19 protein-coding genes are annotated in these 24,948 nt (G+C 67.9%); 13 read left to right on the forward strand and 6 right to left on the reverse strand.

What is annotated here, in order from left to right:
• Positions 1 to 51 precede the first annotated feature (51 nt).
• On the forward strand, positions 52 to 573 hold the full coding sequence (locus PXJ20_RS05675) for a plasmid fertility inhibition factor family protein (protein WP_126876835.1): 522 nt from the start codon (positions 52 to 54) through the stop codon (positions 571 to 573).
• Here the strand turns inward: PXJ20_RS05675 and PXJ20_RS05680 are convergent.
• The gene (locus tag PXJ20_RS05680) at positions 558 to 1,565 is read right to left on the reverse strand and encodes a 2-hydroxyacid dehydrogenase (RefSeq protein WP_421030382.1); all 1,008 of its coding nucleotides are present in this window, start codon (positions 1,563 to 1,565) and stop codon (positions 558 to 560) included. The genes PXJ20_RS05675 and PXJ20_RS05680 overlap by 16 nt on opposite strands.
• A 315-nt stretch (positions 1,566 to 1,880) precedes the next feature.
• On the opposite strand from PXJ20_RS05680, the gene PXJ20_RS05685 reads away from it, so the two are divergent.
• On the forward strand, positions 1,881 to 3,110 hold the full coding sequence (locus PXJ20_RS05685) for a pyridoxal-phosphate-dependent aminotransferase family protein (RefSeq protein WP_421030383.1): 1,230 nt from the start codon (positions 1,881 to 1,883) through the stop codon (positions 3,108 to 3,110).
• 50 nt (positions 3,111 to 3,160) lie between these two features.
• Here the strand turns inward: PXJ20_RS05685 and PXJ20_RS05690 are convergent, their stop codons facing one another.
• Complete coding sequence (locus PXJ20_RS05690; protein ID WP_017772923.1) at positions 3,161 to 4,372, reverse strand: MFS transporter; 1,212 nt, start codon at positions 4,370 to 4,372, stop codon at positions 3,161 to 3,163.
• Positions 4,373 to 4,693: 321 nt separating this feature from the next.
• Here PXJ20_RS05690 and xdhA point away from each other — a divergent pair, with 321 nt between their 5' ends.
• The 3 genes from xdhA to xdhC all read left to right on the forward strand — a co-directional run bounded on the left by xdhA (position 4,694) and on the right by xdhC (position 9,377).
• The gene (gene xdhA, locus PXJ20_RS05695; protein WP_421030384.1) at positions 4,694 to 6,235 is read left to right on the forward strand and encodes a xanthine dehydrogenase small subunit; all 1,542 of its coding nucleotides are present in this window, start codon (positions 4,694 to 4,696) and stop codon (positions 6,233 to 6,235) included.
• 107 nt (positions 6,236 to 6,342) lie between these two features.
• Positions 6,343 to 8,751 (forward strand): xanthine dehydrogenase molybdopterin binding subunit, encoded by a 2,409-nt coding sequence (xdhB, locus tag PXJ20_RS05700; RefSeq protein ID WP_421030385.1) that lies wholly within the window; start codon positions 6,343 to 6,345, stop codon positions 8,749 to 8,751.
• Positions 8,752 to 8,858: 107 nt separating this feature from the next.
• Positions 8,859 to 9,377 (forward strand): xanthine dehydrogenase accessory protein XdhC, encoded by a 519-nt coding sequence (gene xdhC, locus PXJ20_RS05705; RefSeq protein WP_421030978.1) that lies wholly within the window; start codon positions 8,859 to 8,861, stop codon positions 9,375 to 9,377.
• Here xdhC and PXJ20_RS05710 read toward each other — a convergent pair.
• The 3 genes from PXJ20_RS05710 to PXJ20_RS05720 all read right to left on the reverse strand — a co-directional run bounded on the left by PXJ20_RS05710 (position 9,331) and on the right by PXJ20_RS05720 (position 12,952).
• Positions 9,331 to 10,290 carry a LysR family transcriptional regulator gene (locus PXJ20_RS05710; RefSeq protein ID WP_421030386.1) on the reverse strand — a complete coding sequence of 320 codons (960 nt, stop codon included), beginning with the start codon at positions 10,288 to 10,290 and terminating at the stop codon, positions 9,331 to 9,333. The genes xdhC and PXJ20_RS05710 overlap by 47 nt on opposite strands.
• A gap of 151 nt (positions 10,291 to 10,441) precedes the next feature.
• The gene (locus tag PXJ20_RS05715; RefSeq protein ID WP_017772928.1) at positions 10,442 to 11,116 is read right to left on the reverse strand and encodes a 2-hydroxychromene-2-carboxylate isomerase; all 675 of its coding nucleotides are present in this window, start codon (positions 11,114 to 11,116) and stop codon (positions 10,442 to 10,444) included.
• 159 nt (positions 11,117 to 11,275) lie between these two features.
• The gene (locus PXJ20_RS05720; RefSeq protein ID WP_421030387.1) at positions 11,276 to 12,952 is read right to left on the reverse strand and encodes a TAXI family TRAP transporter solute-binding subunit; all 1,677 of its coding nucleotides are present in this window, start codon (positions 12,950 to 12,952) and stop codon (positions 11,276 to 11,278) included.
• Positions 12,953 to 13,723: 771 nt separating this feature from the next.
• On the opposite strand from PXJ20_RS05720, the gene PXJ20_RS05725 reads away from it, so the two are divergent.
• The 5 genes from PXJ20_RS05725 to PXJ20_RS05745 all read left to right on the forward strand — a co-directional run bounded on the left by PXJ20_RS05725 (position 13,724) and on the right by PXJ20_RS05745 (position 19,732).
• The gene (locus tag PXJ20_RS05725) at positions 13,724 to 14,083 is read left to right on the forward strand and encodes a BON domain-containing protein (protein WP_413213160.1); all 360 of its coding nucleotides are present in this window, start codon (positions 13,724 to 13,726) and stop codon (positions 14,081 to 14,083) included.
• Between the two features lie 348 nt (positions 14,084 to 14,431).
• Positions 14,432 to 15,661 (forward strand): helix-turn-helix domain-containing protein, encoded by a 1,230-nt coding sequence (locus PXJ20_RS05730; protein WP_421030388.1) that lies wholly within the window; start codon positions 14,432 to 14,434, stop codon positions 15,659 to 15,661.
• Between the two features lie 86 nt (positions 15,662 to 15,747).
• Positions 15,748 to 16,449, forward strand: a complete 702-nt coding sequence (locus PXJ20_RS05735) for a glutamine cyclotransferase (protein ID WP_421030389.1) — start codon at positions 15,748 to 15,750, stop codon at positions 16,447 to 16,449.
• Positions 16,450 to 17,144: 695 nt separating this feature from the next.
• On the forward strand, positions 17,145 to 19,211 hold the full coding sequence (locus tag PXJ20_RS05740) for a D-(-)-3-hydroxybutyrate oligomer hydrolase (protein ID WP_421030979.1): 2,067 nt from the start codon (positions 17,145 to 17,147) through the stop codon (positions 19,209 to 19,211).
• Positions 19,212 to 19,486: 275 nt separating this feature from the next.
• On the forward strand, positions 19,487 to 19,732 hold the full coding sequence (locus tag PXJ20_RS05745; protein WP_017772935.1) for a hypothetical protein: 246 nt from the start codon (positions 19,487 to 19,489) through the stop codon (positions 19,730 to 19,732).
• Positions 19,733 to 19,835: 103 nt separating this feature from the next.
• On the opposite strand, the gene PXJ20_RS05750 is transcribed toward PXJ20_RS05745, so the two are convergent.
• The gene (locus PXJ20_RS05750) at positions 19,836 to 20,624 is read right to left on the reverse strand and encodes a sulfite exporter TauE/SafE family protein (protein ID WP_421030390.1); all 789 of its coding nucleotides are present in this window, start codon (positions 20,622 to 20,624) and stop codon (positions 19,836 to 19,838) included.
• A 229-nt stretch (positions 20,625 to 20,853) separates the two neighbouring features.
• Between PXJ20_RS05750 and rarD the strand changes: the two genes are divergently transcribed.
• From rarD to PXJ20_RS05765, 3 genes are all read left to right on the forward strand, one after another.
• On the forward strand, positions 20,854 to 21,744 hold the full coding sequence (gene rarD / locus PXJ20_RS05755; protein ID WP_017772937.1) for an EamA family transporter RarD: 891 nt from the start codon (positions 20,854 to 20,856) through the stop codon (positions 21,742 to 21,744).
• A gap of 219 nt (positions 21,745 to 21,963) precedes the next feature.
• On the forward strand, positions 21,964 to 22,422 hold the full coding sequence (locus PXJ20_RS05760; RefSeq protein WP_020480652.1) for a (2Fe-2S)-binding protein: 459 nt from the start codon (positions 21,964 to 21,966) through the stop codon (positions 22,420 to 22,422).
• Positions 22,423 to 22,525: 103 nt separating this feature from the next.
• Complete coding sequence (locus tag PXJ20_RS05765; protein ID WP_421057413.1) at positions 22,526 to 24,904, forward strand: molybdopterin cofactor-binding domain-containing protein; 2,379 nt, start codon at positions 22,526 to 22,528, stop codon at positions 24,902 to 24,904.
• Positions 24,905 to 24,948: the final 44 nt, after the last annotated feature.

The following is a 24,948-nucleotide window of genomic DNA, read 5'->3' on the forward strand; positions in this document are numbered from 1 at the left end:
CTTGGGGCGATCGTCGTTGGAATAGTTCTGATCTCTGGTTCTGGTCTTGTCATGCTCATGTCCGATTCGAGTGCTGTGCCGCGCGGCTTCACCGAGCCGCTCTGGACCATTCCTCTGGCCAATCACCGGCACTACGACTACGTGCGTCTGAAGCGCGTGTTCACGTCGGACGGTTCGCGCCACGAGGTGGTGATCGTCGACGTGCGCAAGCTGCTGCAGTGTGCGGACCGCGACGACACCGACTATGTGCTCAAGCCTGTGCACGAGTGGCACGTGGGTAAGGAGCGCGGCATCCGCGAGTTCCTCGACCCGGACAACGAGCGCATTCCCGAGATGCCCTACGTGACCGTCACGCGGCGCCGCTCGCCGGGCTTTCTCGGCTGGATCGGCGTGGAGCACGTGGGCGTGGTGGCGTTTCGCAACGGCCAGCACCGTGCGCGCTATCTCGCCGATGCCGGCGCCGAGTGGCTGCCCGTCGAGGTGCACGAGCGCGAGGCCAGGCTGCTGCGCGAGTATTGCGGCTTGCCCGAGCCCGCACCGGAACTCGTGCTGTACGGTCAGGCCGGCAGCTGAACGAGGTTGCGCGGCTCGCCGTCGCGCCACGCCGCGAGGTTGGCGAGCGTGGTGCGGGCGATTTCGTCCATGGCCTCGCGCGTGAAGAACGCCTGGTGCGCCGTGACGATCACGTTCGGAAACATCAGAAGGCGCGCGAGCACGTCGTCTTGCAGCGGGCGGTTCGAATGGTCTTCGAAGAAGAGGCCGCCTTCTTCCTCGTAGACGTCGAGCCCCAGGTGGCCCAGCTGGCCGCTCTTCAACGCGCCGATCAGCGCGTTGCTTTCCACCAGTCCGCCGCGGCTCGTGTTGATGAGCATGGCGCCGCGCTTCATCTTCGCGATGGCCGCTTCGTCGATCAGATGATGCGTGGAGGGCAGCAGCGGACAGTGCAGGCTCACCACATCCGCTTCGGCCAGCAGCGTGTCGAGCGGCACGTATTGCGCGCCGAGCGCGAGCAGGTCGGCGGCGGGCGTGCCGGGGTCATAGGCGAGCACGCGCATGCCGAAGCCCGCCATGATGCGGCCGAACACGCGACCGATCATGCCCGTGCCGATCACGCCCACCGTCTTGCCGTGCAGGTCGAAGCCGAGTAGGCCATGCAGCGAGAAGTCGCCTTCTCGCGTGCGCGCCACGGCGCGCGGCAGCCGGCGGTTCAGCGCAAGAATCAGCCCCACCGCGTGTTCGGCCACGGCATAGGGCGAGTACGCGGGCACGCGCGCCACGGGCAGTTGCAGACGCGCGGCCGCAGCCAGATCCACATGATTGAAGCCCGCCGAGCGCAGCGCGATGAAGCGCGTGCCGCCTTCGTGCAATCGTTCGAGCACGGCGGCGTCGAGTGTGTCGTTGACGAACGGACACACCGCGTCGAAGCCGCGCGCCAGCACGGCAGTGTCCGCGTCGAGGTGCGACTCTTGGAAGCGAAGATCGAAGCCGAAGGCGGCGTTGGCCGCATTGGCCACGTTGAAGGTATCGATGTCGTACTGGCGGCTGCTGAAGAGGATCATGCGCATCGTGATGCTCCGGCTGGGTGAGATCGTCGCGCCGTGCCGGCGGGCAGGGCAGGCGCGATGGCGGGTCGGTGTCGGCGGTATGAAGCTGTCCGAGGCAGGCGCGCCAGCGCCTCGGACAGCGATGGCGAGCGTGCCAGCGTTGGCGCGCGAATGCAAACGCGGACGCCGCGACGCCAGGCAAGGCGCGCACGCGGTTCTTGCGCGAACGGGCGGCGAACGGCCGAAAAACTTGCGCAATCCCGGCAATGGGAGAATGATCTTTTGCTCCGGTTGTTTGCCTCGCCCGCAGCGCTTTATCCCCTCATCGCCAACATCATGTCTACTTCGTCATCGTCTTCCGTACCGTGTCCCGACGTCGAATCGCTCGACGCCATCCTTCCCGAAGAGCCGCTTCTGATGATGGGCGCCGGTCCCGTGCCGATTCCGGCCGCCGTCGCCAAGGCCAACGCCATCGTCATCAACCATCTGGGCGGCACGATGGCGAAGGTGGTGGACCAGGTGAAGACGATGGCGCGCTACGTTTTTCAGACGCACTCCAAGTGGGTGCTGGGCGTGGCGGGGCCCGGCTCCGCCGCGATGGAAATGGCCATCTGCAACCTCGCCTGGAGCGGCACGCGCATGCTGGCCATCCAGAACGGTTTCTTCAGCGCGCGGATGGCCGAAATGGGCCGCCGCGTTGGCGCGCAGGTTGCGACGCTCGATGTGCCCGATCGCGAGATCGTGTCGCTCGAACAGGTGGAAGCGGCGCTGCGCCGCGAACGGCCCGAGATCGTCACGATCGTGCAGGGCGAGACTTCGAACACGGTGTGGAACCGGCATCTCAAAGACGTCGCCGCGCTCGCGAAGGCGCAGGGCGCGCTGGTGATCGTCGACGCCGTCTGCACGCTGAGCACGATGCCGCTCGAGATGGACGCGTGGGGTATCGACGCCGTTATCACGGGCGGCCAGAAGGGCCTGTCGTCGATCCCGGGCGTCTCGCTGATCGCGTTCTCCGAGGCCGCCTGGCAGCGCATGAAGGGCCGCGACACGCCGAACACGCACTGGTGTCTCGACGCATCGCTCGCGGAAAACTTCTGGCACAACGCGGGCTATCACTACACGGCGCCGGTCTCCGGTGTGCTCGCGTTGCACGAGGCGTTGCGGCTGGTCTGTGCGGAGACGCTGGAGAAGCGCTTCGCGCGTCACCACAAATGTTCCGTGGCGCTGCAGGAGGGCGTGACCGCGTTGGGGCTCAACCTGTACACGCCCGCGGCGTGCCGGCTGAGTTCGGTGGTGGGCATCGAGGTGCCGCAGGGCCTGAGCCCCGGCGACATCTGCGCGTACATCTCACGCCAGCATCAGGTGGAGATTTCGGGCTCGTTCGGCCTGCCTATCGTGCGGATCGGCCAGATGGGCGAGCAGTGCCGCGAGCACAACCTGTTCAGGACGCTGCACGCGCTGGGCCGCACGATGATGGAACTGGGTGCGCCCGTGGATCTGCCCGCGGGCGTCGCGGCGCTGGAGAAGTCGCTGTCGGGAAGCGCGCGGACAGCGGCGCGCCAATAAACGCGCGTGCCTCAGGTGGCAACGTCGGGTGGCAGCCTCCGGTGGCAACGTCAGGTGGCAGCCGGCGCGTTCGGCACCTTGGCGTTGCGCGAGTTGAGCATCGCCGCCAGTGCCACGCCGCCGGCGGCTGCGAGCGCCGCGAACAGATACACCGTCGCATAGCCGAACTCGCCCGCCACGTAGCCCGCGAGCGGACCGGTCACGCCAAGCGAGAGATCGAGAAACACCGAGTACGCCGAGAGCGCGGCGCCGCGGCTCGCGGGCGGCACGAGCGCCACGGCTTCCACGCCGAGCGCCGGGAAAATCAGCGCGAAGCCGAAGCCGGTGAGCGCCGCGCCCACGAGCGCCACGTGCGGCACGGGCGCGAGCCACAGCAGCACAAGTCCTAAGCATTCGCACGAGAACGAGACGATGGCGACGCGAAAGCCGCCATAGGTCTTGATGGTGTTGGCGAACAGCAGCCGTGCACCGATGAAGAGCGTGCCGAACACCGTGAGCGAGAGCGCCGCGTTCGGCCAGTGCTTCGCGGCGTAGAAGAGCGTGATGAAGGTCGCGATGGAGCCGAAGCCCGCCGACCCCAACGCGAGCCCCAGACCGTGCGGCAGCACGCGCGTGAAGACGCTGCGGTACGACATGCGCTCGCCGTGCACGATCGGCACGGTTGCCATCGGCCGGGCCAGCGCGTAGCCCAGCGCCGCCAGCGCGATCACGACGAGGCCGAGCGACCAGAACCCCACCGTGTGCGCAATGGCCACGCCGAGCGGCGCACCGAGCGCCAGCGCGCCGTAGGTGGCAATGCCGTTCCACGAAATCACGCGCGCGTTGTTGGTCGTGCCCACGCGCCCGATGCCCCACAGAATCGCGCCCGTGCCCACCAGGCTTTCGCCGAAGCCGAGCACTAGGCGGCTCAGCACGAGTAGCGTGAGGCTCACCGCGGGCCAGTGTCCCGCGAGCACGGCGAGCAACAGCAGCGCGCCGCTCGTGCCGCAGCCGATCAGCCCGATCGACACCGTCTTCTTCGGCCCCAGCGTGTCCGCCGAGCGGCCCGCAAGCGGCCGCGAGGCGAGCGTCGCGAAATACTGGACGCTGATGGCGGCCCCCGCGAGGATCGTGCTGAACCCGAGGTCGTCGTGCACGTAGCCGGGCAGCACCGCGAGCGGAATGCCGATGGTCAGGTAGCAGAGGAAGGTGAAAGAGACGACCGGAATGATCCGCAGGGTCGTGGCAAACTCGCTGCGAGGACGCGCTGAATCGGTGGACATGGGGAAAACGAGGGGTTGAAAACGGCGCAAAGGCGTGATTGTCACATGGAACCGGTTCTCCTGCAGGCGTGCCCTTTTTATTTTTCCCCCTGATCCCGGAACCTTTGCCGCGCCTGCGCCCGCCCATGAATCGCCTATCGGCGCACTTATCGGTGCCGCGATATGCCGCCCATGCTCCTGCCGCTATGGGTTGCCAATATTGACGGTGATAGCGTTCGAACCGTCCCCCGCAGCAGCGGCGCCTGCCTGCCCAGTCTGCCCGACCACCGGGTCTACGCGACCAGGTCTGCCCGACCGGGTCCATTCGACGAGCCACGAAACATGAGTCAGCCGATCCGCTTCTATCACCGCAACGCCATTCGCGAAGTCAGCGACGCGCCGGTCACCCGCACCGTTCTCCAGTACCTGCGCGAAGACGCGCGCTGCACCGGCACCAAGGAAGGCTGCGCCGAGGGCGACTGCGGCGCCTGCACGGTCGTGATCGGCGAGCCGGACGGCGCGGGCGGCGTGGCGTTCAAGGCAGTCAACGCCTGCATCCAGTTCCTGCCTACGCTCGACGGCAAGGCGCTCTTCACCGTGGAAGACCTGCGCCAGCCCGACGGCTCGCTGCACCCCGTGCAGCAGGCCATGGTGGATTGTCACGGCTCGCAGTGCGGCTTCTGCACGCCGGGCTTCGTCATGTCGATGTGGGCGCTTTACGAGAAGCACGGCCACGAGCACGCGGCGTGTGCTGCGGGATGCGCGCAGGCCACCGTGCCCACGCGCGACGAAATCGCCAACGCGCTCACGGGCAATCTCTGCCGCTGCACGGGGTATCGCCCCATCATCGAGGCGGCCGAACGCATGTTCGAAGCCGACCCGCCGAAGGCGCCCGTCGATGCAGCCGCGCTTGCGCGCACGCTTGCTTCCATCGCGCGCGCGCAAACCTTCGAGTACGAACACGCGGGCCAGCGGTTCGACGCGCCGCGCACCGTCGACGCCCTCGCACAGATCAAGGCCGCACGGCCCGAGGCGCGGATTCTCGCCGGCAGCACGGACGTCGGCCTGTGGGTCACGAAGCAGATGCGCGAGCTGGGCGACGTGGTCTACGTGGGGCAGGTGGGCGAGATGCAGCGCATTGCGGTGTCCGAGGAATGGATCGAGATCGGCGCGGGCGCGACCCTTGAGCGCGCCTATGCCGAACTCGCGAAGCATTACCCCGAACTCACGGAGATGTGGCTGCGCTTCGCGTCGCTGCCCATCCGCAACGCGGGCACGCTGGGCGGCAACGTGGCGAACGGCTCGCCCATCGGCGATTCGATGCCGGGGCTCATCGTCCTCGGCGCGCGCGTGGTGTTGCGCGGCGGCAGCGTGACGCGCGAGCTGCCGCTCGAAGACCTGTACCTCGCGTATCAAAAGAAGGACATGGCCGCGCACGAATTCGTGGCCGCGCTCAAGGTGCCCACGCGTACGGGCGCGCGGCGCGATCTGCGGTTTCGCACCTACAAGCTCTCGAAGCGCTTCGACTCGGACATCTCCGCGGTGTGCGCCGCGTTCGCCTTCATCGCGGACGGCGACACGATTCGCGAGCCGCGCGTCGCGTTCGGCGGCATGGCGGCTACGCCGAAGCGCGCCGCGCGGGCGGAAGGGGTGCTCGCGGATGCCCAGTGGCACGAAGCCACGGCGCAGGCCGCGATGCTCGCGCTCGCCGAAGACTACGCGCCGCTCACCGACATGCGCGCGACGAGCGACTACCGGCTCGAAGCCGCGAAGAACACGCTGTACCGCTTCTGGCTCGAAACGCGGCCGCACGATCCGCTGCCGAAGTGCGCGCTGGACGTGCGCGCGGTCGTGGCGGAAGACGCGGCCGAAGGGGTGGCCTGAAGCGTAGTGGGAAAACCACCGTTCAACCCGTCGCGTGCCCAACCCCACCCGCACCCCACCCGCACCCAACAAACCGACAGCTATCCCGGGATACGGAGATTCACCAAATGAACCAGCAAGCCGAACCGTTCCTGAAGGAGCCCGCCGATCTCGCGGCGTTCGCGCAGGTCCACGTCTCGCATCCGCACGAGTCCGCGCATCTGCACGTGAGCGGCCGCGCCACCTACACCGACGACATTCCGCTCGTGGCCGGCACGCTGCACGCGGCGCTCGGGCTTTCGGAAAAGGCGCACGCGAAGATCGTTTCGATGTCGCTCGACAAGGTGCGCGCAACGCCCGGCGTGGTGGCCGTATTCACCGCCGAGGACATCCCCGGCGAGAACGACTGCGGCCCGATTGTCCACGACGATCCGGTATTGGCCGACGGCGTCGTGCAGTACGTGGGTCAACCCATGTTCATCGTGGTGGCCACGTCGCACGAAGCCGCGCGTCTTGCCGCGCGCCGCGCGGAAGTGGTCTATGAGGAGCTGCCTGCCGTGCTCACCGCGCAGCAAGCGCGCGCGGCGCAGCAGTACGTCATGCCGCCCATGAAGCTCGCGCGCGGCGACGCGGGCGCGAAGATCGCGCGCGCCGCGCACCACGTGGCGGGCGAGATGACGCTGGGCGGCCAGGAGCAGTTCTATCTGGAAGGGCAGATCGCCTACGCCGTGCCGAAAGACGACGACGGCATGCACGTGTGGTGCTCCACGCAGCATCCGAGCGAAATGCAGCACCTCGTGGCGCACATGCTCGGCGTGCCGTCGCACAACGTGCTCGTGGAGTGCCGGCGCATGGGCGGCGGCTTCGGCGGCAAGGAATCGCAGTCGGGGCTGTTCGCGTGCTGCGCGGCGCTTGCCGCATGGAAGCTGCTGTGCCCCGTGAAGCTGCGCCCGGATCGCGACGACGACATGATGATCACGGGCAAGCGCCACGACTTCCACTACACCTACGAAGCGGGCTACGGCGACGACGGCCTGATCGAAGGCGTGGCCGTGGACATGACCTCGCGCTGCGGCTTTTCGGCGGACCTCTCCGGTCCCGTGATGACGCGCGCCGTCTGCCACTTCGACAACGCGTACTGGCTGCCGGACGTCTCCATCGCGGGCTTCTGCGGCAAGACCAACACGCAGTCGAATACGGCATTCCGCGGCTTCGGCGGGCCGCAGGGCGCGTTCGCCATCGAATACATCATCGACGACGTGGCGCGCAATCTCGGCCTCGATCCGCTCGACGTGCGCCGCCGCAATCTCTACGGCAAGACGCACAACAACGTGACGCCGTACGGCCAGACCGTGGAAGACAACGTCATCCACGAATTGATCGACGAACTCGCGGCGTCGAGCGACTACCGTGCGCGACGCGAGGCCGTGCGGGCGTTCAATGCGCGCAACGCGGTACTGAAGAAAGGCATTGCGCTCACGCCCGTGAAGTTCGGCATTGCGTTCAACGTCACGCATTTCAATCAGGCCGGCGCGCTCGTCCACATCTATACGGACGGATCGGTGCTCGTGAATCACGGCGGCACCGAGATGGGCCAGGGGCTCAACACGAAGGTCGCGCAGGTGGTGGCGCACGAACTCGGCGTGAGCTTCGCGCGCGTGCGCGTGACGGCGACCGATACCAGCAAGGTGGCGAACACATCGGCCACGGCGGCGTCCACCGGTTCCGATCTGAACGGCAAGGCCGCGCAGGACGCCGCGCATCAGTTGCGCGCGCGGCTCGCGGCCTTTGCCGCGGAGCGCTACGGCGCGGGCAGCGTGAGCGCCGCCGACGTGCGCTTCGCCAACGACACCGTCGTGGTGGGCGAGGCCGTGCTGCCCTTCGACGACGTGGTGGCGAAGGCGTACCTTGCGCGCGTGCAGCTGTGGTCGGACGGCTTCTACGCCACGCCGAAACTGCATTGGGACCAGGCGAAGCTCCAGGGGCGGCCGTTCTTCTACTACGCGTATGGCGCCGCGGTCTCCGAGGTGGTGATCGACACGCTCACGGGCGAAATGCGCGTGCTGCGCGCCGATGCGCTGCACGACGTGGGTGCGTCGCTGAATCCCGCCATCGACGTCGGCCAGGTGGAGGGCGCGTTCGTGCAGGGCATGGGCTGGCTCACCACCGAGGAACTCTGGTGGAAGCCCGACGGCAAGCTCATGACGCACGCGCCGTCCACCTACAAGATTCCCACCGTGAACGACATGCCCGCCGATTTCCGCGTGCGGCTCTTCAAGAACCGCAACGCCGAAGAAAGCATCCATCGGTCGAAGGCGGTGGGCGAGCCGCCGCTGCTGCTGCCGTTCTCGGTGTTCTTCGCGATTCGCGATGCGGTGGCCGCCGTGGACGACTACAAGACGAATCCGCCGCTCAACGCGCCGGCCACGGCAGAGGAAATTCTCAAGGCGGTGCGGGCCGTGCGCGGCGGTGCAGTGGCAAGCGCGGCGAGCGCGGCAAGCGAAAGCGCCGCAGACGCGCCGCACGAAGCGGTGTAACGCGAGGCAGTACGAGGGAGCACAGCACCATGAGTCCGAGTCATCATCCTTCGCCGCATGCCGGGAGCCCGAGCGTGGCAGCGAGCCCATCTTTGCCCACGCCGCCCATGCACATCGTGCTGTTCGGCGCGGGCCACGTGGGGCATGCGCTTGTCACGCTGCTCGGCCACTTGCCGTGCGTCGTGCAGTGGGTGGACGAGCGCGACGAGTGCTTTCCCGACGAGGTGCCGGGCAACGTTCAGGTGGAAGCCACGGATACGCCCGAGGTCATCGTCGATCGCGCGCCGGCGGGCGCGTACTTCATCGTGATGACGCACAACCACGCGCTCGACTTCACGCTGACCGAACGCATCATGAAACGCCGCGACGTCGCATGGTTCGGCCTGATCGGTTCGAAGACCAAGCGCGTGAAGTTCGAGCGGCGTCTCGTCGCGCGCGGGCTGGACCCCGTGCGGCTCGCGGAGATCGTCTGTCCCATCGGCGTGCCGGGCATCGTGGACAAGGCGCCGGCTTCCATTGCGGTAGCCGTGTGCGCCCAGCTCATGCAGGTGCGTTGCGAGGCCGCTGCTAAACCCGTCCCTACACCCGCCGCCGCACCGCCTGTCGCACATTACGCGGCGCAGTAAGCGAGTCCGACACCTCGGCCATCAGCGCACGCAGCCATTCGAGATCGCTCGGCCGATCCGGCTGCGGGTGCCACAGCTGATAGCACTTGATGCGCGCAAACGCGATGGGCGCATCGAGCACCGCGAGCGGCAGCAGGCTCGCGTAGTGCAGCGCGAAACGACGCGTCGTCGTGAAAATCAGATCCGACTGCAGAAGCGCCTGCGGCACAAGCCCGAAGTAGGGCAGCGTCGCCACCACGCGGCGTGCCGCGCCTGCCTTCGCGAGGCCCACGTCGATGACGCTCGCCTTCGCGCCCGTGTAATGCGTGGGCGCGAGATGGGCCGCGTTCAGATACGCCTCGCGCGTCAGCGGCGCACGGGCCAGCGGATGGTCGGCGCGCATCATGCACACCACCGTGTCCTGAAACAGGTCGCTGCGTGCGAAGCGCGCGTCGGGCTTCGGCCAGTTGCCGATCACGAGATCGAGTTCGCCGGCATCGAGCGCGGCTTCGTGGTCGAGCGTGGGGCTCAGCGAGTGGATTTCGAGCCGCGCGTACGGCGCCGCGTCGCGAAAGCGCGCGATCACCGTGGGCATGAAGAAGTCGTTGAGATAGTCGGGGGCCGCGATACGAAACGCGCGACGCGAGCGCGCCGGATCGAAGTCGCCATGCGGCGTGGCGACGAAGTCCACGTCGCGCAGCACGCGCTGCGCGTGCGGCAGCAGCGACGCGCCGTATTCGGTGGGCACCATGCCGGTCTTGCCGCGCACCAGAATCGGGTCGCCGAGTATTTCGCGCAGCTTGCGCAGCGCCGAGCTGATGGCGGGCTGCGTCTGGTTCAGCCGCAGCGCGGCCTGCGTGACGCTGCGCTCGACCAGCAGCGTGCGCAGCACGCGCACGAGCCAGATATCGAGGGAAGCGGCGTTCGGGTCCATGTCGGTTCGGGCAAAGAGGCGCCGGCGGGGCGCGGCGGGCGCGACGTCCATAACCTTAGGCCCCATCGTGCACGGCCGCCATAGCGGACGCGGTATGGCGGGCATCACGGCTCATGGGCGTGCCACGCTCACGCGCCGTTGCGATTGCCCGCTACCTGCGGATGCGGCCTTCCGGCAGTCCCGAGGGCAGATTGCTGATGCGCTTGACTTCGGCCGAGTCGAGCCAGTTCGGCGTGCGGGCGCAGTAGAGCACCATGGGCAGCGCGTCTTCGCCCCAGAAAAGCTGCTTGTTGAGCCAGAACGTGGGCACGCCGAACACGCCCATCTGGATCGCGTCGGACGTATTGCGGCGCAGTTGCGCGCGCACTTCCTCGCGCTCGATCAGCGACGTGCCGTGCGAAATGCCCACGCGGTCGCAGAGCGCCTCGAAGCCTTCGTCGCTCGACGGGTCGCGTCCGTCGCGCCAGATGAAGCGGAAGATCTCACGCACGCAGGCGAGGTCGCCGCCCGCCGCGATGGCGAGCAACATCGGCTTGATCGAATCGAACGGGTGCGCCGCCGGCATGCGAAACGGAATGCCGAGCTGCTCCGCGCGAAAGAGCGCGTGGCGGTAGGTGAAGATGCGCTTGGCCGGGATCTCGTAGACGCTGGTCTGATTCCAGTGACGGTACAACTCGGAAAGCAGAACCGGCGTGAGGACGAAGTCGAAACCGGGCCACTTGTCGTGCTGCTCGAGCAGGAGATAGGAGAACGGCGAGACGAAGTCGTAGAACCATAAGGGCTGCCTCACGTCGACGCCGTTGATGTTGATGTCCTGGTTGTTCATTGTGTCTCTCCCGGTTTTCCGTATTCGATGCGGCCGCCGCTCGGCGCTTGCCCGTCGATTATCGTTTGGATGTTACGCAAAGGTCTGTGCAGGTGCACGGTGCGCGTGCGCGGGGTTCGCGGCTTCGCGGTGCTCATGCGCTGGCTTGCTCAGGCGCCTTCATGTGCCGGCGTGCTTGTGCCCGTTGCGTTCCCCGGCTCGCTGCGCGTCGCTGCTGCCGCGGTCGCTTTCATCCGGTTCGTTGGCGTCGTCTGCTTCTGCTGTGTCGGCTGGTTGTGCTGTCGTGTCGGCGTCGGTGGCGTTGGCGTTGGCCGACGTGGCCGCTTCGTTCGCTTCCGCCGCTTCCCCTGCTTCTTCCGCTTCGTCGTTCGCCGCCAAGCCGCGCTCGTGCGCGAGCCGCGAGCGCACGAAGCCGATATGTTCGCGCAACACGTAGAACTGGTCCGCATAGGCGAGCGGCATCTTCATCGCGTTGACCGATTCCTCGATGGCGTCGAGCCGGTCGAGCAGCTTGCGGCGCTCGTGCGTGGAGTTCTCGTTCAGGGCGCCGCGCTCGATGGCGATGAGCGCGCCGTACCACCGGTAGATGCGCGAGCGCACCCGCCACGCATAGAGCGACGGCACGAGCCGCAGCCCCGGAATCAGCACGACGATGATCGGCACCAGCAGCACGATGAGCCGGTCCGCGAGGCTCGCGAGCCAGAACGGCAGCGTGCGGTACAGGAAGCTCTTGCCCGACTTGTAGTAGCGCGCGGCGTCGTCGCTGACGGGGAAGTCCTGCGCGCGCGGGGCAGGGAACTCGCCCGCGCGCTGCATGATGGAGGCCTTGCCGTGCACTTCCTTCGCCGCCTCGATGAGCAGGTCCGAGAGCGCGGGGTGCAGCGAATCGCGTGCGACAAGCTCCACCGTGGGCGCGAGCAGATGGATGGTGGTTGCCGGCAGGTTTTTGCCGAGGTCGAACGCGCCTGCGGGAATGTCCACTCGCGTCAGATACGGAAAGCGCCGCGTGTAGGCGTCGGCCTGGGCGAAGTCGAAGAACTGCACGCCGGGCGTGCGGTAAAGCCGGCCCATTACGGGCGGCTGGGCGGAATCGCCGGCAAGAAACGCGGCGTCGATCTTGCCCGCCACGAGCGCCTGCGCCGCCTCTTCACCGGAGAGGGGCAGGAGCTTTGTGGGTCCGTTGGGTTCAATGCCGTTCGCTTTCAGCAGCGCCAACGCGAGCTGGCGCGTGCCGCTGCCTTCGGCGCCAATCGCAATGCGTTCACCCTTGAACTGCGAGAGCCGCGCCACGGTAGGCCCGTGATAGAAGATGGCGAGCGGCACGTAGGCGACGCTGCCGAGCGAGTTGAGGCCTTCCAGGGCGCTGTTGCCGTTCGTGCCGCCGGTACTGCTCGCTCCGCTTGCACCGCTCACGTCACTCGCACGGCTGGCGCTGCTTGCACCGCTTGCTCCGCTCGCACCGTCGGGACCATTGGCGCTGCCGGCGTTGCCCGCAATGCCGTCCTGCACGAAGGCGACGTCGACGTGGCTCGCGGGATCGGTGAGGCGCTTGAGGTTGTCCGCGGACCCTTCGGAGACCAGCACATTGAGCTTGATGCCGTTGCGCGCGAGGATCGTCTTGTACTTCTGCGCCGCAGTCCAGAACGAACTGCCTGCGGGGCCGGCGCTGATGGTGAGGGTGTCGGGCGGGGCGGGCTGGATGAGCCGCACAGCGATCCAGATGGCGGCTGCGCTCACCAGCAGGATCGGTCCGAACGACACCGCCAGATCGCGCCATGAAATGGCAACGAAGCGGGCGACGAGGCGAGGACGTTTGCGGCCGGAGCGTAACTTCATGTAGGACGAGCGGGATACAGCAGACGTTTAACGGAGCTTGCGGACTTCACCGGATCGAGCTGCCGGCGCGTTCTGCCTCGCGGCGTCGGCGCCGCCACGCAGAACGCGCCGGCCGGACGGCGGGCGTGCATTGACGGCACGACGTACAGGCGCTGTATCCGCCATGCCGCGGCCACATACCGGGCCGATGGTACATGAGATTCGCGGCACGGCGTCGCTTGCGGCGGATGCTTGCGCCCTCAAAGGTGTTACCAAAGGTGAAAGTGCGCCGGGCAGGCCAGGAGCCTGCTCCGGCAGTGTGGCGAGGCTCGCGCCGGCAAGGGTCCGAAGTTCGTCCGAAGTTCGCACGATGTTCGCCCCAAGCCCCCCGGAACGCCGCTCCCACGCGGCATCGCAACCGTTTGCGGTGCTTCGCTAAATCCTTTGCGCTTCGTGCGCGTCCAGGCTAAATTGTGGGTCGCCGTCACAACCAGAGGGCGCCACTCGCGCAGCCGGTCCACGCCACGAAGATCCGGCGCGCTGCAGCCCCGTGACGGCAAGGCTCGCGGCGCACAGCTTCACGCTGCCGCAGCCTTTGCCTTCCGTCTCTCGCACACCGTGTTCGAAGCCATAGCCGGCCGTCGCCCGCTGCGCCGCCTCGTCGCGCGCGTGGCGCACGGCCGCCGGAAGTCGTAACGAAGCCGCCTGCCCTGCAGCCGGTAGCCGCATCGCGGCTGCCAGACCGGCCAACGGGCACAAGCGGTCCTATCCGCGGTGAAAAAAGGAGAAATCATGAAATCGGTCAATTTGCTGAAGTCGCTGGGCGTTGCGCTGTGCATGACGATTGCGTGCAGCGCGTACGCGCAGTCGAGCGATGCGGCGGCTGCGGGCGGTGACTCGTCCATGTCGGCGCCGGCTGCCAAGAAGGCGACGAAGAAGGCGGACCGCAAGCTCGGCTATACGGTGCGCAAGGCGCTTTCGAAGTCGCAGGGCGTCGACGTGTCGAACATCACGGTGCGCTCGCGCGGCGGTGCCATCACGCTGACGGGATCGGTGCCGGACGAAAGCCAGATTGCGAAGGCCGAAGAAGTCGCGAAGTCGGTGCCGGGCGTGACCTCGGTCACCAACAAGCTGACGAAGGTTCAGCAGTAAGCCTCGTTTCGGCCGGCCGGTCTTTCCGCCGCTGTCGTGCCAGATAGCGGGACGGCGGCGCGCAGTTTCTGCGTGTCGCTGGAGGGTCGGTCGTGTGCCGTGCAGCTTCGTCTGCCCGGCACGCCGGGCGTGTCGGCATGCATGCCGTCACGCCCCGGTTTGGTTTTGTCTTTCGGTTCTGCTTTTCAACTCCCTGTCTTGCCACCGGTGCATGTGCGTTGACGCGTGATGTGTGATGCGCGCAGGCATGCCGCGTGAATGAGCGCGCGTGATAGATTGCCCCGGGCTTTTCCCCAAGATTCGCCTCGTCCTTGAAACCCACGGAGTGACAAGCGTGGCGGCATTCCAATGGATTCGCTAATCGCCGCCGCGGCGCACGCGCTTGCGGCAGGCGACCCGCTTCGCGCGCTCAACTGCGTCGCACTGCGCAACGACGCCCCGGCGCTTGCACTGCGCGGCATTGCGATGGCGCAGCTGGGCGACCTCGTGCGTGCGAGAGCGTTGGTGCGCAGCGCCGCGCGTGCCTTCGGGCCGCGCGAAGCCGTGGCGCGTGCGCGGTGCATCGTCGCCGAGGCCGAGATCGCGCTTGCTTCGCGCGACCTCGGCTGGCCGGCGAAGCCGCTCGACGCCGCACGCGCGACGCTCGACGCGCACGGCGACTATGCGAACGCCGCGCATGCCCGCTATCTGGAGGCGCGGCGTCTGCTGCTGACTGGCCGCCTCGACGATGCCGAACGCGTGCTCTGCGTACCCGACCCAGCCGGCATTCCGTCGCTGCCCCCGGCCGCGAGGGCCGCTCACGAACTCGTCGTGGCGGGGCTCGCGATGCGGCGTCTTCAGACGCACGCCGCTCGCATGGCGCTTGCCCGCGCCACGCAGGCGGCGCGCGACGCCGGCATCCCGGCGTTGGTTGCCGAAGTGGAGTGTGCCGCGCGGGTGCTCGATACGCCGGCTGCGCGCCTCGTCGTGCGCGGCGAGCAGCGGCTCTTGATGCCCGACGAGGTCGAGGCGCTGCTCAAGTCGGATGCGCTCGTGATCGACGCCTGCCGTCACGCCGTTCGTGATCCGCATACGGTGGTGTCGCTCGCCAGGCGCCCGGTGCTCTTCATGCTGGCCCGCGCGCTGGCCGAAGCGTGGCCCGACGACGTGCCGCGCGACGCCCTCGTCGCGCGCGCGTTTCGTGCGAAGCGCGCGGACGAGTCGTACCGCGCCCGGCTGCGCGTGGAAATGGGACGGCTTCGCGCCGCGCTGCGAGCGCTTGCCGACATCACGGCGACCCCGCGCGGTTTTGCCCTCGTGCCGCGCGACGCGCGCGAAGCCGTTGTGCTCGCGCAGCCGTTCGACGAGCAGCACGCGGCGGTGCTCGCCTGCCTCGCCGACGGCGAAGCGTGGTCGAGTTCGGCACTCGCGTTGGCGCTGGGCGCGAGCCAGCGCACGGTGCAGCGCGCGCTGGAAACGCTCGCGGCCGCCGGCAAGGTGCAATGGTTCGGCCACGGCCGCGCGCGCCGGTGGACCACCCCACCCGTGCCCGGATTCACGACGGTCTTGTTACTCCCCGCTCCGCTGCCCGGTGAGTAGGATGGCTTCACCCATCCACACCTGACCGGCCTGCAACGACGACAGTCCCTGAGCGACGCGGCGGTCAACGAACCGAGGACACCCTCATGAAACCCACGGCAGCAGTCATTCTTCGCGAATACGGTCCTTTCCCGGGCATCGAACGCATACACGGACTCACGTACGACGGCCAGCGCGTCTGGTTCGGCGCGGGCGAATCGCTGAACGCGTTCGATCCCGCGAGCGGCGAGATCGTCGAAACGTTCGACGTCAAAGCCCACGCGGGCACGGCCTTCGACGGCCGGCATCTGTTCCAGATTGCGGGCGACCGCATCCAGAAGGTGGACCGCGTGAGCGGCCGCGTGCTGGCCACCATTCCGGCGCCTGGCGGCGGACGCGACTCCGGGCTCGCGTGGGCCGAGGGCACGTTGTGGGTCGGGCAGTACCAGGAGCGCAAGATCCATCAGATCGATCCGCAGACCGGCGCGATTCTGCGCACGATCCAGTCCGACCGTTTCGTGACGGGCGTGACGTGGGTGGATGCCGAACTGTGGCACGGCACCTGGGAAGGCGACGAGAGCGAACTGCGCCGCATCGACCCGGCCACGGGCGAGGTGCTGGAAAGCATCGCGATGCCGGCGGGCGTGAGCCTGTCGGGCATCGAATCGGACGGCGCGGGCCAGTTCTTCTGCGGCGGCGGATCGAGCGGGAAGGTGAGGGTCGTGCAGCGGCCGCGCCGCGATGCGGCGACCGCGGGCACGGGGGCGGCGGTAATGTCCGGGGTAACGTCGGGCACGACTTCGGAGTGATGCAGGATGGGATGTTGGGCGAACAGGTGCGTTGGTGAACAGTTGGCCGCGGCGCTGGCTCTTGACCGACGAGCGCCCAGGTAACCCGCTACCGGACAGACGCCGCAGTCCCCGCGCACCGCCTCGACACGTCCCACGTCCCACGTTTCTCGCGCCGCCGAACTTCGGTTCCGGCGGCGTTTCGGCGGGTATTGATCTGCATCGCTTCAAATCGGCGATGCTCCCTCTTTCTTGCGCTTCGCCGTACGCCGTGCGGCTCTTCGCGCAATGTCCTTGGCTGCCGCAAGGCCCGTGTCCATACTCGTAGACGTCGTTGCCGGCGTCGTCAGCACTTCTTTGCGTTCCCGGTCGCCTGACGTAGACAACGTCGTCTACGAATCGGGACGAACGCGCAAGGAACGCGCGTAAAACGCACATCGAAGCCACCCCCGCAACGCACGACCACGCGCCCGCGCTCGCGCGCGAGTCCGACGGTCACGCCCGTGGTCTCGCGTCTGCGCCGCGTGGCGCATGCCGTATGAATACCGCGGCTCCTCGTAGGCGCAGAACTTGCATTCCCGCGTCGGCCTGCTGGCATGGCGTTCCGGATAGAAGAGCACAGAAGACACAACAAACCTTCGAGCATGGAGACGACGATGACACGCACCTTGCCGTTCCGACCGACCTTTGCGCCGCGTTTCACCTACGCAGCATGGATGCTCGCCGCGCTCGCGGCGTGCCACGGCACGAGCAGCGGCGGCTCGGGTCCGCAGACCAACGCGCTGCCCGCCTTCGTGGCGGGCAGCGTGCGCATCACGAGCTACGACGGCAACACCGACGACCTGCTCACCGCCGGTCTCGGCAAGACGGGCATCGGCTCGTCCACGGCGCCCGCGTTCGCGAATCCGTCGAGCCCCACCGCCGCGGAGTTGCGGCGCCTCGCGATCTGGTCGAACTACCGGGCGCTCGTCGATATGTCGGCGAACGGCGGCTACGGACGCTTCTGGGGGCCCAACGTCGACCTGAACGGCAACGACACGCTCGGCGAAGGCAAGATCGCCGGCACCGAATACCTCGCCTACGCCGACGACGGCAGCGGCACGCAAAACGTGAGCCTTCTCGTGCAGGTGCCCGCGAGCTTCGACGCCAACCATCCGTGCATCGTCACGGCCACGTCGTCGGGCTCGCGCGGCGTGTATGGCGCGATCTCGGCGGCGGGCGAGTGGGGACTCAAGCGCGGCTGTGCCGTGGCCTACACCGACAAGGGCACGGGCAACGGCGCCCATGAACTCGCGACCGATACGGTCACGCTCATCGACGGCACCGTGGCGAGCGCAAGCGCCGCGGGGCGGCTGAGCCTCTTCACCGCGAACGTGCCGGCCGCGACGCTCGCCACCTTCAACCAGACGTTCCCGTACCGCTACGCCTTCAAGCACGCGCATTCGCAGCAGAACCCCGAACAGAGCTGGGGCAAGGACACGCTCGAAGCCGTGCAGTTCGCCTACTGGGCGCTCAACCAGCAGTTCGCGCCGGTGGTCGCCGGCTCGCAGCACGGCGTGCGCTACCAGCCGGGCAGCGTGACGACGATTGCGGCGTCCGTGAGCAATGGCGGGGGCGCGTCGATCGAGGCCGCCGAAGAAGACACGCAGGGCTGGATTACCGCGGTCGTGGTGGGCGAACCGCAGGTCAACGTGGCCATGAACGCGGGCACGCAGGTGCAGGAAGGCGGCGCGCCGATCAGTGCGGCGGGCAAGCCGCTTGCCGACTACATGACGCTCGCGAACCTGCTCGAGCCGTGCGCGGCGGCCGCGAGCCAGCTGGCCACGGCGCCGTATCTGAGCGGCTTGCCGCTTGCCACCACGCAGTCGATCCGCTCGGCGCGCTGCGCATCGCTTGCGGCGGGCGGCGTGATCAGCGGCGGCGATCTGCAAAGCCAGGCCGCGAGCGCACTCGCGCAACTGCACGCAGCGGGCTACGAGAGCGACTCCGATTTCCTGCAGGCGCCCATGTGGGACTCGCAGGCGGTGCCCGCGGTGGCCGTGACCTACGCGAACGCGTACACGCGCGCGAGCGTCACCGACAACCTCTGCGCCTTCAGCTTCGGCGCCACGAGTGCGACCGGCGCGACGGGTGCGGCGGGCGTGGCGCCGGCCGTCTCGCCGATGTCCACCGTGTTCGGCCTCGGCAACGGCGTGCCGCCCACAGACGGCATCAACCTCGTCTACAACAACGGCAGTGCGGGCGCCGCGGACCACCGGCTCGCCACCTCGGACGCGAGCTATACCGGCGCGCTTTGTCTGCGGCAACTCTGGACCAACGGCAACGCGACGATGGCCGCGAGCGTGGCCGCGATCCGCGTGAACGGCGACCTGCACGGCAAGCCGGCCATCATCGTGCAGGGACGCAGCGACGCGCTCGTGCCCGTGAACCATGCCTCGCGCGCGTACCTCGCGCAGAACAGTTTCGCGGAAGGCAAACGCAGCCAGCTCTCGTTCTACGAAGTGACGAACGGCCAGCACTTCGACGCGTTCCTGCCCATCGCGGGCTTCGATACGCGTTTCATTCCCGTGCACTACTACAACCTGCAGGCGCTGAATCTCATGTGGAACCATCTGAAGAGCGGCGCGCCGCTGCCGCCGTCGCAGGTGGTGCGCACGGTGCCGCGCGGCGGTACGCCGGGCCAGGCGCCGGCGCTCACCACGGCCAATCTGCCGGCGATTGCGGCGGACCCGGGCGCAAACGCGATCAGCGTGAACGGCGGCGTGGTGAACGTGCCGCAGTAAGGTGGGGAGGGATGGCGCGAAGCGCCCGCGTCGCCGGGCTAGAGAGGGCTTGGCGAAGATTCAGCGAAGATCCAACGCGGGGGGGCAACGCGGCTGCAACACGGTTCACCAAAGGCTCAGTGTGCGTGCTGACACACAACTTACCCTGTCGCGGGTGTAGCGTGTGCACGTGCGCGTTCGCGTTCGCGTCCGGAACGATGCAGGCCGGCGAGCAGCCCACGCTGAGCGCAGACCGCGTGCACACGAGAACGCGAGGCGAGCACGAGGTGAGCGAAATGAGACACCTGACCTACACCGACCTGCCCATCGGCGACCGGGCCGCTTTCGAGCTGGTGTGCGCGCGGCACGGCTTCGCGCCGGCGCACTTCGACGTGACGGGCGACGAAGATCCGTTCGATGCCGCGCATGGGTCGCTCGTGACCGTGCGCCGCGGCGGCTGGGCGCAGTCGTATCGAATGGACACCGGCGGGCAGTGGGTGCGCCAGTTCGAAACCGACCTGAACTGCCGGTTCTTCCGCTGAACAGCGGGCGCCAGAGCGCTCGCCGGACGAAAGCTGAACGTTGAGATCGCCTTGCCGAAACGGCAGCCGTTCGGGCTGACCCGAGGCTAACCGAGGCTGGCGATCAGGCCAGCACCAGCCGCACGCCCACCAGCGTGAGCGTGGCCGCGAGCAGATTGCGCAGCAGCGCTTCGGGCGCACGCGAAGCGAGCAGGCTGCCAATCACGATGCCCGGCAGCGACCCCGTCAGCAGCGAGAGCAGCAGCAACCAGTTCACCGACCCCAGCAGCCAGTGCCCCGCGCCTGCAAGCAGCGTGAGCGGCACTGCGTGCGCGATATCCGACCCCACGATGCGCGAAACAGGCAGCGCGGGATAGAGCAGCAACAGCACCGTCACGCCGATCGCGCCCGCGCCTACCGACGTGAGTGTCACCAGCGCCCCCAGCACCGCGCCCGTCACGATGGTGAGCGTCATGGTGCGCGCCTGCGTCTGCTCCTTGCGATGCCGTGCCGCGAACGCGGCGAGCTGCGGGCGGAACACGAGCGCCGTCGCCGTGATGAGGAGCGCCGCGCCCAGCACCATCTGGATCAGCTGGCTGCCGTGCGGCGTATCCATGCCGTAGCGATGCAGCAGGAGCAGCGTGATCGTGGCCGCCGGCACGCTGCCTGCGGCGAGCCGCAGCGTCACGAGCCAGTCCACCGATCCCTTGAGCCCGTGCACGAGCGTGCCCGCCGTTTTCGTCGCCGATGCGTAGAGCAGGTCGGTGCCCACCGCCGCCGCCGGATGAATGCCGAACAGCAGCACGAGAATCGGCGTCATCAGCGAACCCCCGCCCACGCCTGTCAGGCCGACGAGAAAGCCGACGCACAGGCCGGAGAGCGAGTAGAGCAGGTCGATATGAGGTAATGACATCGCTGGGTGGACCTTTGCGGCTTCCTTGGGCGTTCCCGGTTGTAAGGCTTGCGCGAGGCCTCCCCCGGAGGGGACGAGCTGCCCGGGCCTTCATGGACAGCAGCCGGTGCGGGCGGCAAAATCCGATATTGTCGCAAAAACGGGCGCAGCTGCATCCAAAGGCGCCTGGCACCGTATCGCGCCGCGCCCGTCTTTGCCGCTCCCGCCTCTCGCACCCATATAACAATCAATGAATCCCGGCATTCTCTACGCACTGCTCGCCTTCACGCTCTGGGGCCTCTTTCCGGTCTACTTCAAGACGCTGCATCAGATCGGCGCGCTCGAAATGCTCGCGCACCGCATGGCGTGGTCGCTGCTCTTTCTCGTGGCCGTACTCACCGTGCGGCAGCAGTGGCGCTGGCTCGGGCCCGTGCTGCGCGACCGGCCGCTCGTCGCGCGCTTCGCGGCGAGTGCGGTGCTGCTTTCGGCGAACTGGGGCATCTATATCTGGGCCGTGAATGCCGACCATATCGTGGACGCGAGCCTTGGTTACTTCATCAATCCGCTCATCAACGTGCTGTTCGGCCTCGTGTTTCTCGGCGAGCGGCTGCGTCGCGGGCAGTGGCTCGCCGTGGCGATCGCGGGCGTGGGCGTGGTGTGGCTCACCTGGCAGAACGGGCATCCGCCGTGGATCAGCCTCGCGCTCGGCTTCACGTTCGCGGGCTATGGGCTCTTGCGCAAGACGGCGAAGCTCGGCGCGCTGGAAGGCCTGACGCTGGAGACCATCCTGCTCTTTCCGGTGGCGCTGCTGTATCTGCTGTGGCTTGCCTCGCGCGGCGCCAACGGCTTCGCCGCCGCACCGTTCGGCGTGCAACTGCTGCTCGCGGCGGCCGGTCCCATCACGGCGATTCCGCTGCTGCTCTTCGCGGCGGGCGCGCGGCGCATTCCGTTTTCGATGCTCGGTCTCATCCAGTACGTGACGCCCACGCTGCAACTGCTGCTCGGCGTGCTGCTGTATGGCGAACCCTTCGGCCGCGTGCAACTGATCGGCTACGGTGCGATCTGGTTCGCGCTCGCCGTCTATTCGCTCGAAGGGCTGTGGCAGGCCACGTGGCGGCGGCCGCAGCGCAGCACGCCCTAGAGTCTGTGCCCGATGTGAACCGGCCCTAGCCTGATTCTGTGTATTTCATGCCTGTTCCTGTGGATGCGAAGCTGCGCGCTGGCAATGCGCGCCGAAATGCGCAATCCTGATGCGCTTCATCGCATAACGACACGACCCGCGAGATAACCCGCGACACAATCCGCGAGACAACGAGCGCGCCGCATGCGTTGCTCATACGGTCCACCCACAGGAGCCGTCATGATCCATCTCATCGTCAACGACCAACCTCGCACCTTCGAGGGCGACCCCGCGATGCCGCTGCTCTGGTATCTGCGTGACGAAGCCGGCCTCACCGGCACCAAATTCGGCTGCGGCATGGCGCTGTGCGGCGCATGCACGGTGCATCTGGACGGCGCGCCCATCCGCTCGTGCGTGACGCCCGTGAGCGCCGCCGACGGCCGCCACATCACCACCATCGAAGCCATTGGCGCCACGCCGGCCGGCAAGGCCGTGCAGGAGGCCTGGCAGAAGATCGACGTCGTGCAGTGCGGCTATTGCCAGTCCGGCCAGATCATGAGCGCGAGCGCGCTGCTTGCGCAGAACAAGCGACCGACCGACGCCGACATTGACGCCGCGATGAACGGCAACGTCTGCCGCTGCGCGACTTACGTGCGCATTCGCGCGGCGATCCACGAGGCGGCGGGCACCCTGGCCTGAACCGCGTGATCGAGCCTCGTGCTCGAACTCGATACGCCGCGAAGCGAACCGCTGAACGAGCACCCGAACGAACGAAGCAGCCCATCCGTAGGGGACGACGACGATGAAACGCGATAACCCCCGGCATCTGGCCGCGCGCGACGCGAGCCTTGCCACCATTTCCCATGCAACCGTAGACGCCGCCGATGCCGCGCCTGGCGTCGTGTTCAACGTGAGCCGCCGCGGCTTCATGAAGCAGGCGGGCGGCCTTGCGCTGGGCGTGTGTCTCGCGCCGCTCGCCGGTGCCGCAACTGCCGCAGGCGCCGCGACGCCGAAGGCCGCAGCCGCCGCATCCGCAACGGCAGTCAACGCGGCAGCCAACGCAGCCGCCAGCCACGCCGCCTTCGTGCCCAACGCCTTCATTCGCATCGATACGGACGGCACGGTGAGCGTCGTCTCGAAGCATCTCGAGATGGGGCAGGGCACCTTCACCGGTCTTGCCACGCTCGCCGCGGAAGAACTCGATGCCGACTGGAGCAAGGTGAAGGTGGTGGCCGCGCCCGCGGACCGTGAGCGCTACAGCAACCTCGCCTTCGGCAAGATGAAGTTCCAGGGCACGGGCGGCAGCACGGCAATGGCCGCGTCGTGGCAGCAGATGCGCAAGGCCGGCGCCACGGCGCGCGCCATGCTCGTGAGCGCCGCAGCCGAGCGCTGGAACGTGCCGGCTTCGAGCATCACTGTGCGCGAGGGTGTGGTCTCGCACGCCGCGTCGGGCCGCAGCGCCGGTTTCGGTGAACTGGCCGCCGCCGCGGCGAAGCTCACGCCGCCCGCCGACGTGCCGCTCAAAGATCCGTCGCAGTTCACGCTGATCGGCAAGACCGGTGTGCATCGCAAAGACTCGCCGGCCAAGGTGAACGGCACAGCCGTCTTCACCCAGGACGTGAAGCTGCCCGGCATGCTGGTGGCGAGCGTGGCGCGTCCGCCGAAGTTCGGCGCCACGGTGAAGCACGTGGATGCGAGCAAGGCCCGCGCCATTCGCGGCGTGGTGGCGGTGGTGCAGTATCCGGGCACGGGCCACAGCGCGCCCGGCGTGGCGGTGCTCGCGGCGAACACCTGGATTGCGCGTCAGGGCCGCGACGCGCTGCGCGTCGAATGGGACGAGAGCCACGCGTTCACGATGGGCACGCAGCAGATGCTCGCGCACTATCGCGAACTCGCGGGCCAGCCCGCGGACGTCGCGGCCAAACGCGGCGACGTGGACCGCGCACTGCAGCCGGAGGGCGGCGCGAAGATCATCGAGGCCGACTATGTGTTTCCGTATCTCGCCCATGCGTCGATGGAGCCGATGAACTGCGCGATGCACGTCACGAAGAACCGCTGCGAGATCTGGAACGGCGAGCAATGGCAGACCATGGACCAGATCAACGTGGCGCGCGTGCTGGGCCTCGCGCCCGAGCAGGTGGTGATCAACCAGGTCTATGCGGGCGGCAGCTTCGGGCGGCGCGCAAACCCGACCTCGGACTATCTCTGCGAAACCGCGGCCATCGTGAAGGCCGCGCAGCAGCAGGGCGTGAAAGCGCCCATCAAGCTCGTGTGGATGCGCGAGGACGACATGCGCGCGGGCAGCTATCGCCCGTTCAACGTGCATCGTCTGCGCGCGGCCGTGAGCAGCAGCGGCGAGCTGACGGGATGGCATCACCGCATCGTGTGCCAGTCTTTCCTGAAGGGCTCCGGGCTTGAGGCGTTCATCCAGAACGGTATCGACGGCACGATCGTCGAAGGCGCGGCGGATTTGCCCTATGCCATTCCGAATCTGCGCGTGGAGCAGCGCATTCCCGAGGACGTCACGGTGCCCGTGCAGTGGTACCGCTCCGTGGGCCACACGCACACGGCTTTCGCAACCGAGACGCTGATCGACGAAGCCGCGCACGCAGCCGGCAAAGACCCGTATCAATTCCGCCGCGCGTTGCTGACGGAAAGCCCGCGCGAGCGGGGCGTGCTCGATGCTGTAGCGAAGGCCGCCAACTGGGACCAGCCGCTTGCGCCGGGTGCAGCGGGCGAGCGGCGCGGACGCGGCATCGCACTGCAAAAGGCGTTCAACACCTACGTCGCGCAGGTGGCCGAAGTCACGGTGAAGTCCGACGGCACCTTCAAGGTGAACCGCGTGGTGTGCGCCGTGGATTGCGGCGTCGCCATCAATCCAGACGTGGTGCGTGCGCAGATGGAAGGCGGCATCGGCTTCGGGCTCGCCATGACGCTCTACGGCGCGATCACGCTCAACGGCGGCGAGGTCGAGCAGTCGAACTTCCACAACTACCGGATGCTGCGCATCGACGAAATGCCCGTGGTGGAGGTGCATATCGTGCCTTCGGCGGAAGCGCCCACGGGCGTGGGCGAACCCGGCGTGCCGCCCGTCGCGCCCGCGGTGGCGAATGCGCTCGCGGCGGCCACCGGCGTTCGTATTCGCGAGTTGCCTGTGCGCACGCCGCTCGTGAAGACCTGAGCGCAACCGACGCGAGCCGGGAGGCGGGCGCCGGAAAAGACTCG

It is taken from the genome of Paraburkholderia sp. A1RI_3L, from assembly GCF_048957895.1.
GTDB classification, from domain to species: Bacteria; Pseudomonadota; Gammaproteobacteria; order Burkholderiales; family Burkholderiaceae; genus Paraburkholderia; species Paraburkholderia kururiensis.

Excerpts from the sequence above, each read along its gene's own strand:
- PXJ20_RS05675 (WP_126876835.1), top strand. The coding sequence starts at position 52 with ATGCTCATGTCCGATTCGAGTGCTGTGCCGCGCGGCTTCACCGAGCCG.
- PXJ20_RS05680 (WP_421030382.1), bottom strand. The coding sequence starts at position 1,565 with ATGCGCATGATCCTCTTCAGCAGCCGCCAGTACGACATCGATACCTTC.
- PXJ20_RS05685 (WP_421030383.1), top strand. The coding sequence starts at position 1,881 with ATGTCTACTTCGTCATCGTCTTCCGTACCGTGTCCCGACGTCGAATCG.
- PXJ20_RS05690 (WP_017772923.1), bottom strand. The coding sequence starts at position 4,372 with ATGTCCACCGATTCAGCGCGTCCTCGCAGCGAGTTTGCCACGACCCTG.
- xdhA (WP_421030384.1), top strand. The coding sequence starts at position 4,694 with ATGAGTCAGCCGATCCGCTTCTATCACCGCAACGCCATTCGCGAAGTC.
- xdhB (WP_421030385.1), top strand. The coding sequence starts at position 6,343 with ATGAACCAGCAAGCCGAACCGTTCCTGAAGGAGCCCGCCGATCTCGCG.
- xdhC (WP_421030978.1), top strand. The coding sequence starts at position 8,859 with ATGCACATCGTGCTGTTCGGCGCGGGCCACGTGGGGCATGCGCTTGTC.
- PXJ20_RS05710 (WP_421030386.1), bottom strand. The coding sequence starts at position 10,290 with ATGGACCCGAACGCCGCTTCCCTCGATATCTGGCTCGTGCGCGTGCTG.
- PXJ20_RS05715 (WP_017772928.1), bottom strand. The coding sequence starts at position 11,116 with ATGAACAACCAGGACATCAACATCAACGGCGTCGACGTGAGGCAGCCC.
- PXJ20_RS05720 (WP_421030387.1), bottom strand. The coding sequence starts at position 12,952 with ATGAAGTTACGCTCCGGCCGCAAACGTCCTCGCCTCGTCGCCCGCTTC.
- PXJ20_RS05725 (WP_413213160.1), top strand. The coding sequence starts at position 13,724 with ATGAAATCGGTCAATTTGCTGAAGTCGCTGGGCGTTGCGCTGTGCATG.
- PXJ20_RS05730 (WP_421030388.1), top strand. The coding sequence starts at position 14,432 with ATGGATTCGCTAATCGCCGCCGCGGCGCACGCGCTTGCGGCAGGCGAC.
- PXJ20_RS05735 (WP_421030389.1), top strand. The coding sequence starts at position 15,748 with ATGAAACCCACGGCAGCAGTCATTCTTCGCGAATACGGTCCTTTCCCG.
- PXJ20_RS05740 (WP_421030979.1), top strand. The coding sequence starts at position 17,145 with ATGCTCGCCGCGCTCGCGGCGTGCCACGGCACGAGCAGCGGCGGCTCG.
- PXJ20_RS05745 (WP_017772935.1), top strand. The coding sequence starts at position 19,487 with ATGAGACACCTGACCTACACCGACCTGCCCATCGGCGACCGGGCCGCT.
- PXJ20_RS05750 (WP_421030390.1), bottom strand. The coding sequence starts at position 20,624 with ATGTCATTACCTCATATCGACCTGCTCTACTCGCTCTCCGGCCTGTGC.
- rarD (WP_017772937.1), top strand. The coding sequence starts at position 20,854 with ATGAATCCCGGCATTCTCTACGCACTGCTCGCCTTCACGCTCTGGGGC.
- PXJ20_RS05760 (WP_020480652.1), top strand. The coding sequence starts at position 21,964 with ATGATCCATCTCATCGTCAACGACCAACCTCGCACCTTCGAGGGCGAC.
- PXJ20_RS05765 (WP_421057413.1), top strand. The coding sequence starts at position 22,526 with ATGAAACGCGATAACCCCCGGCATCTGGCCGCGCGCGACGCGAGCCTT.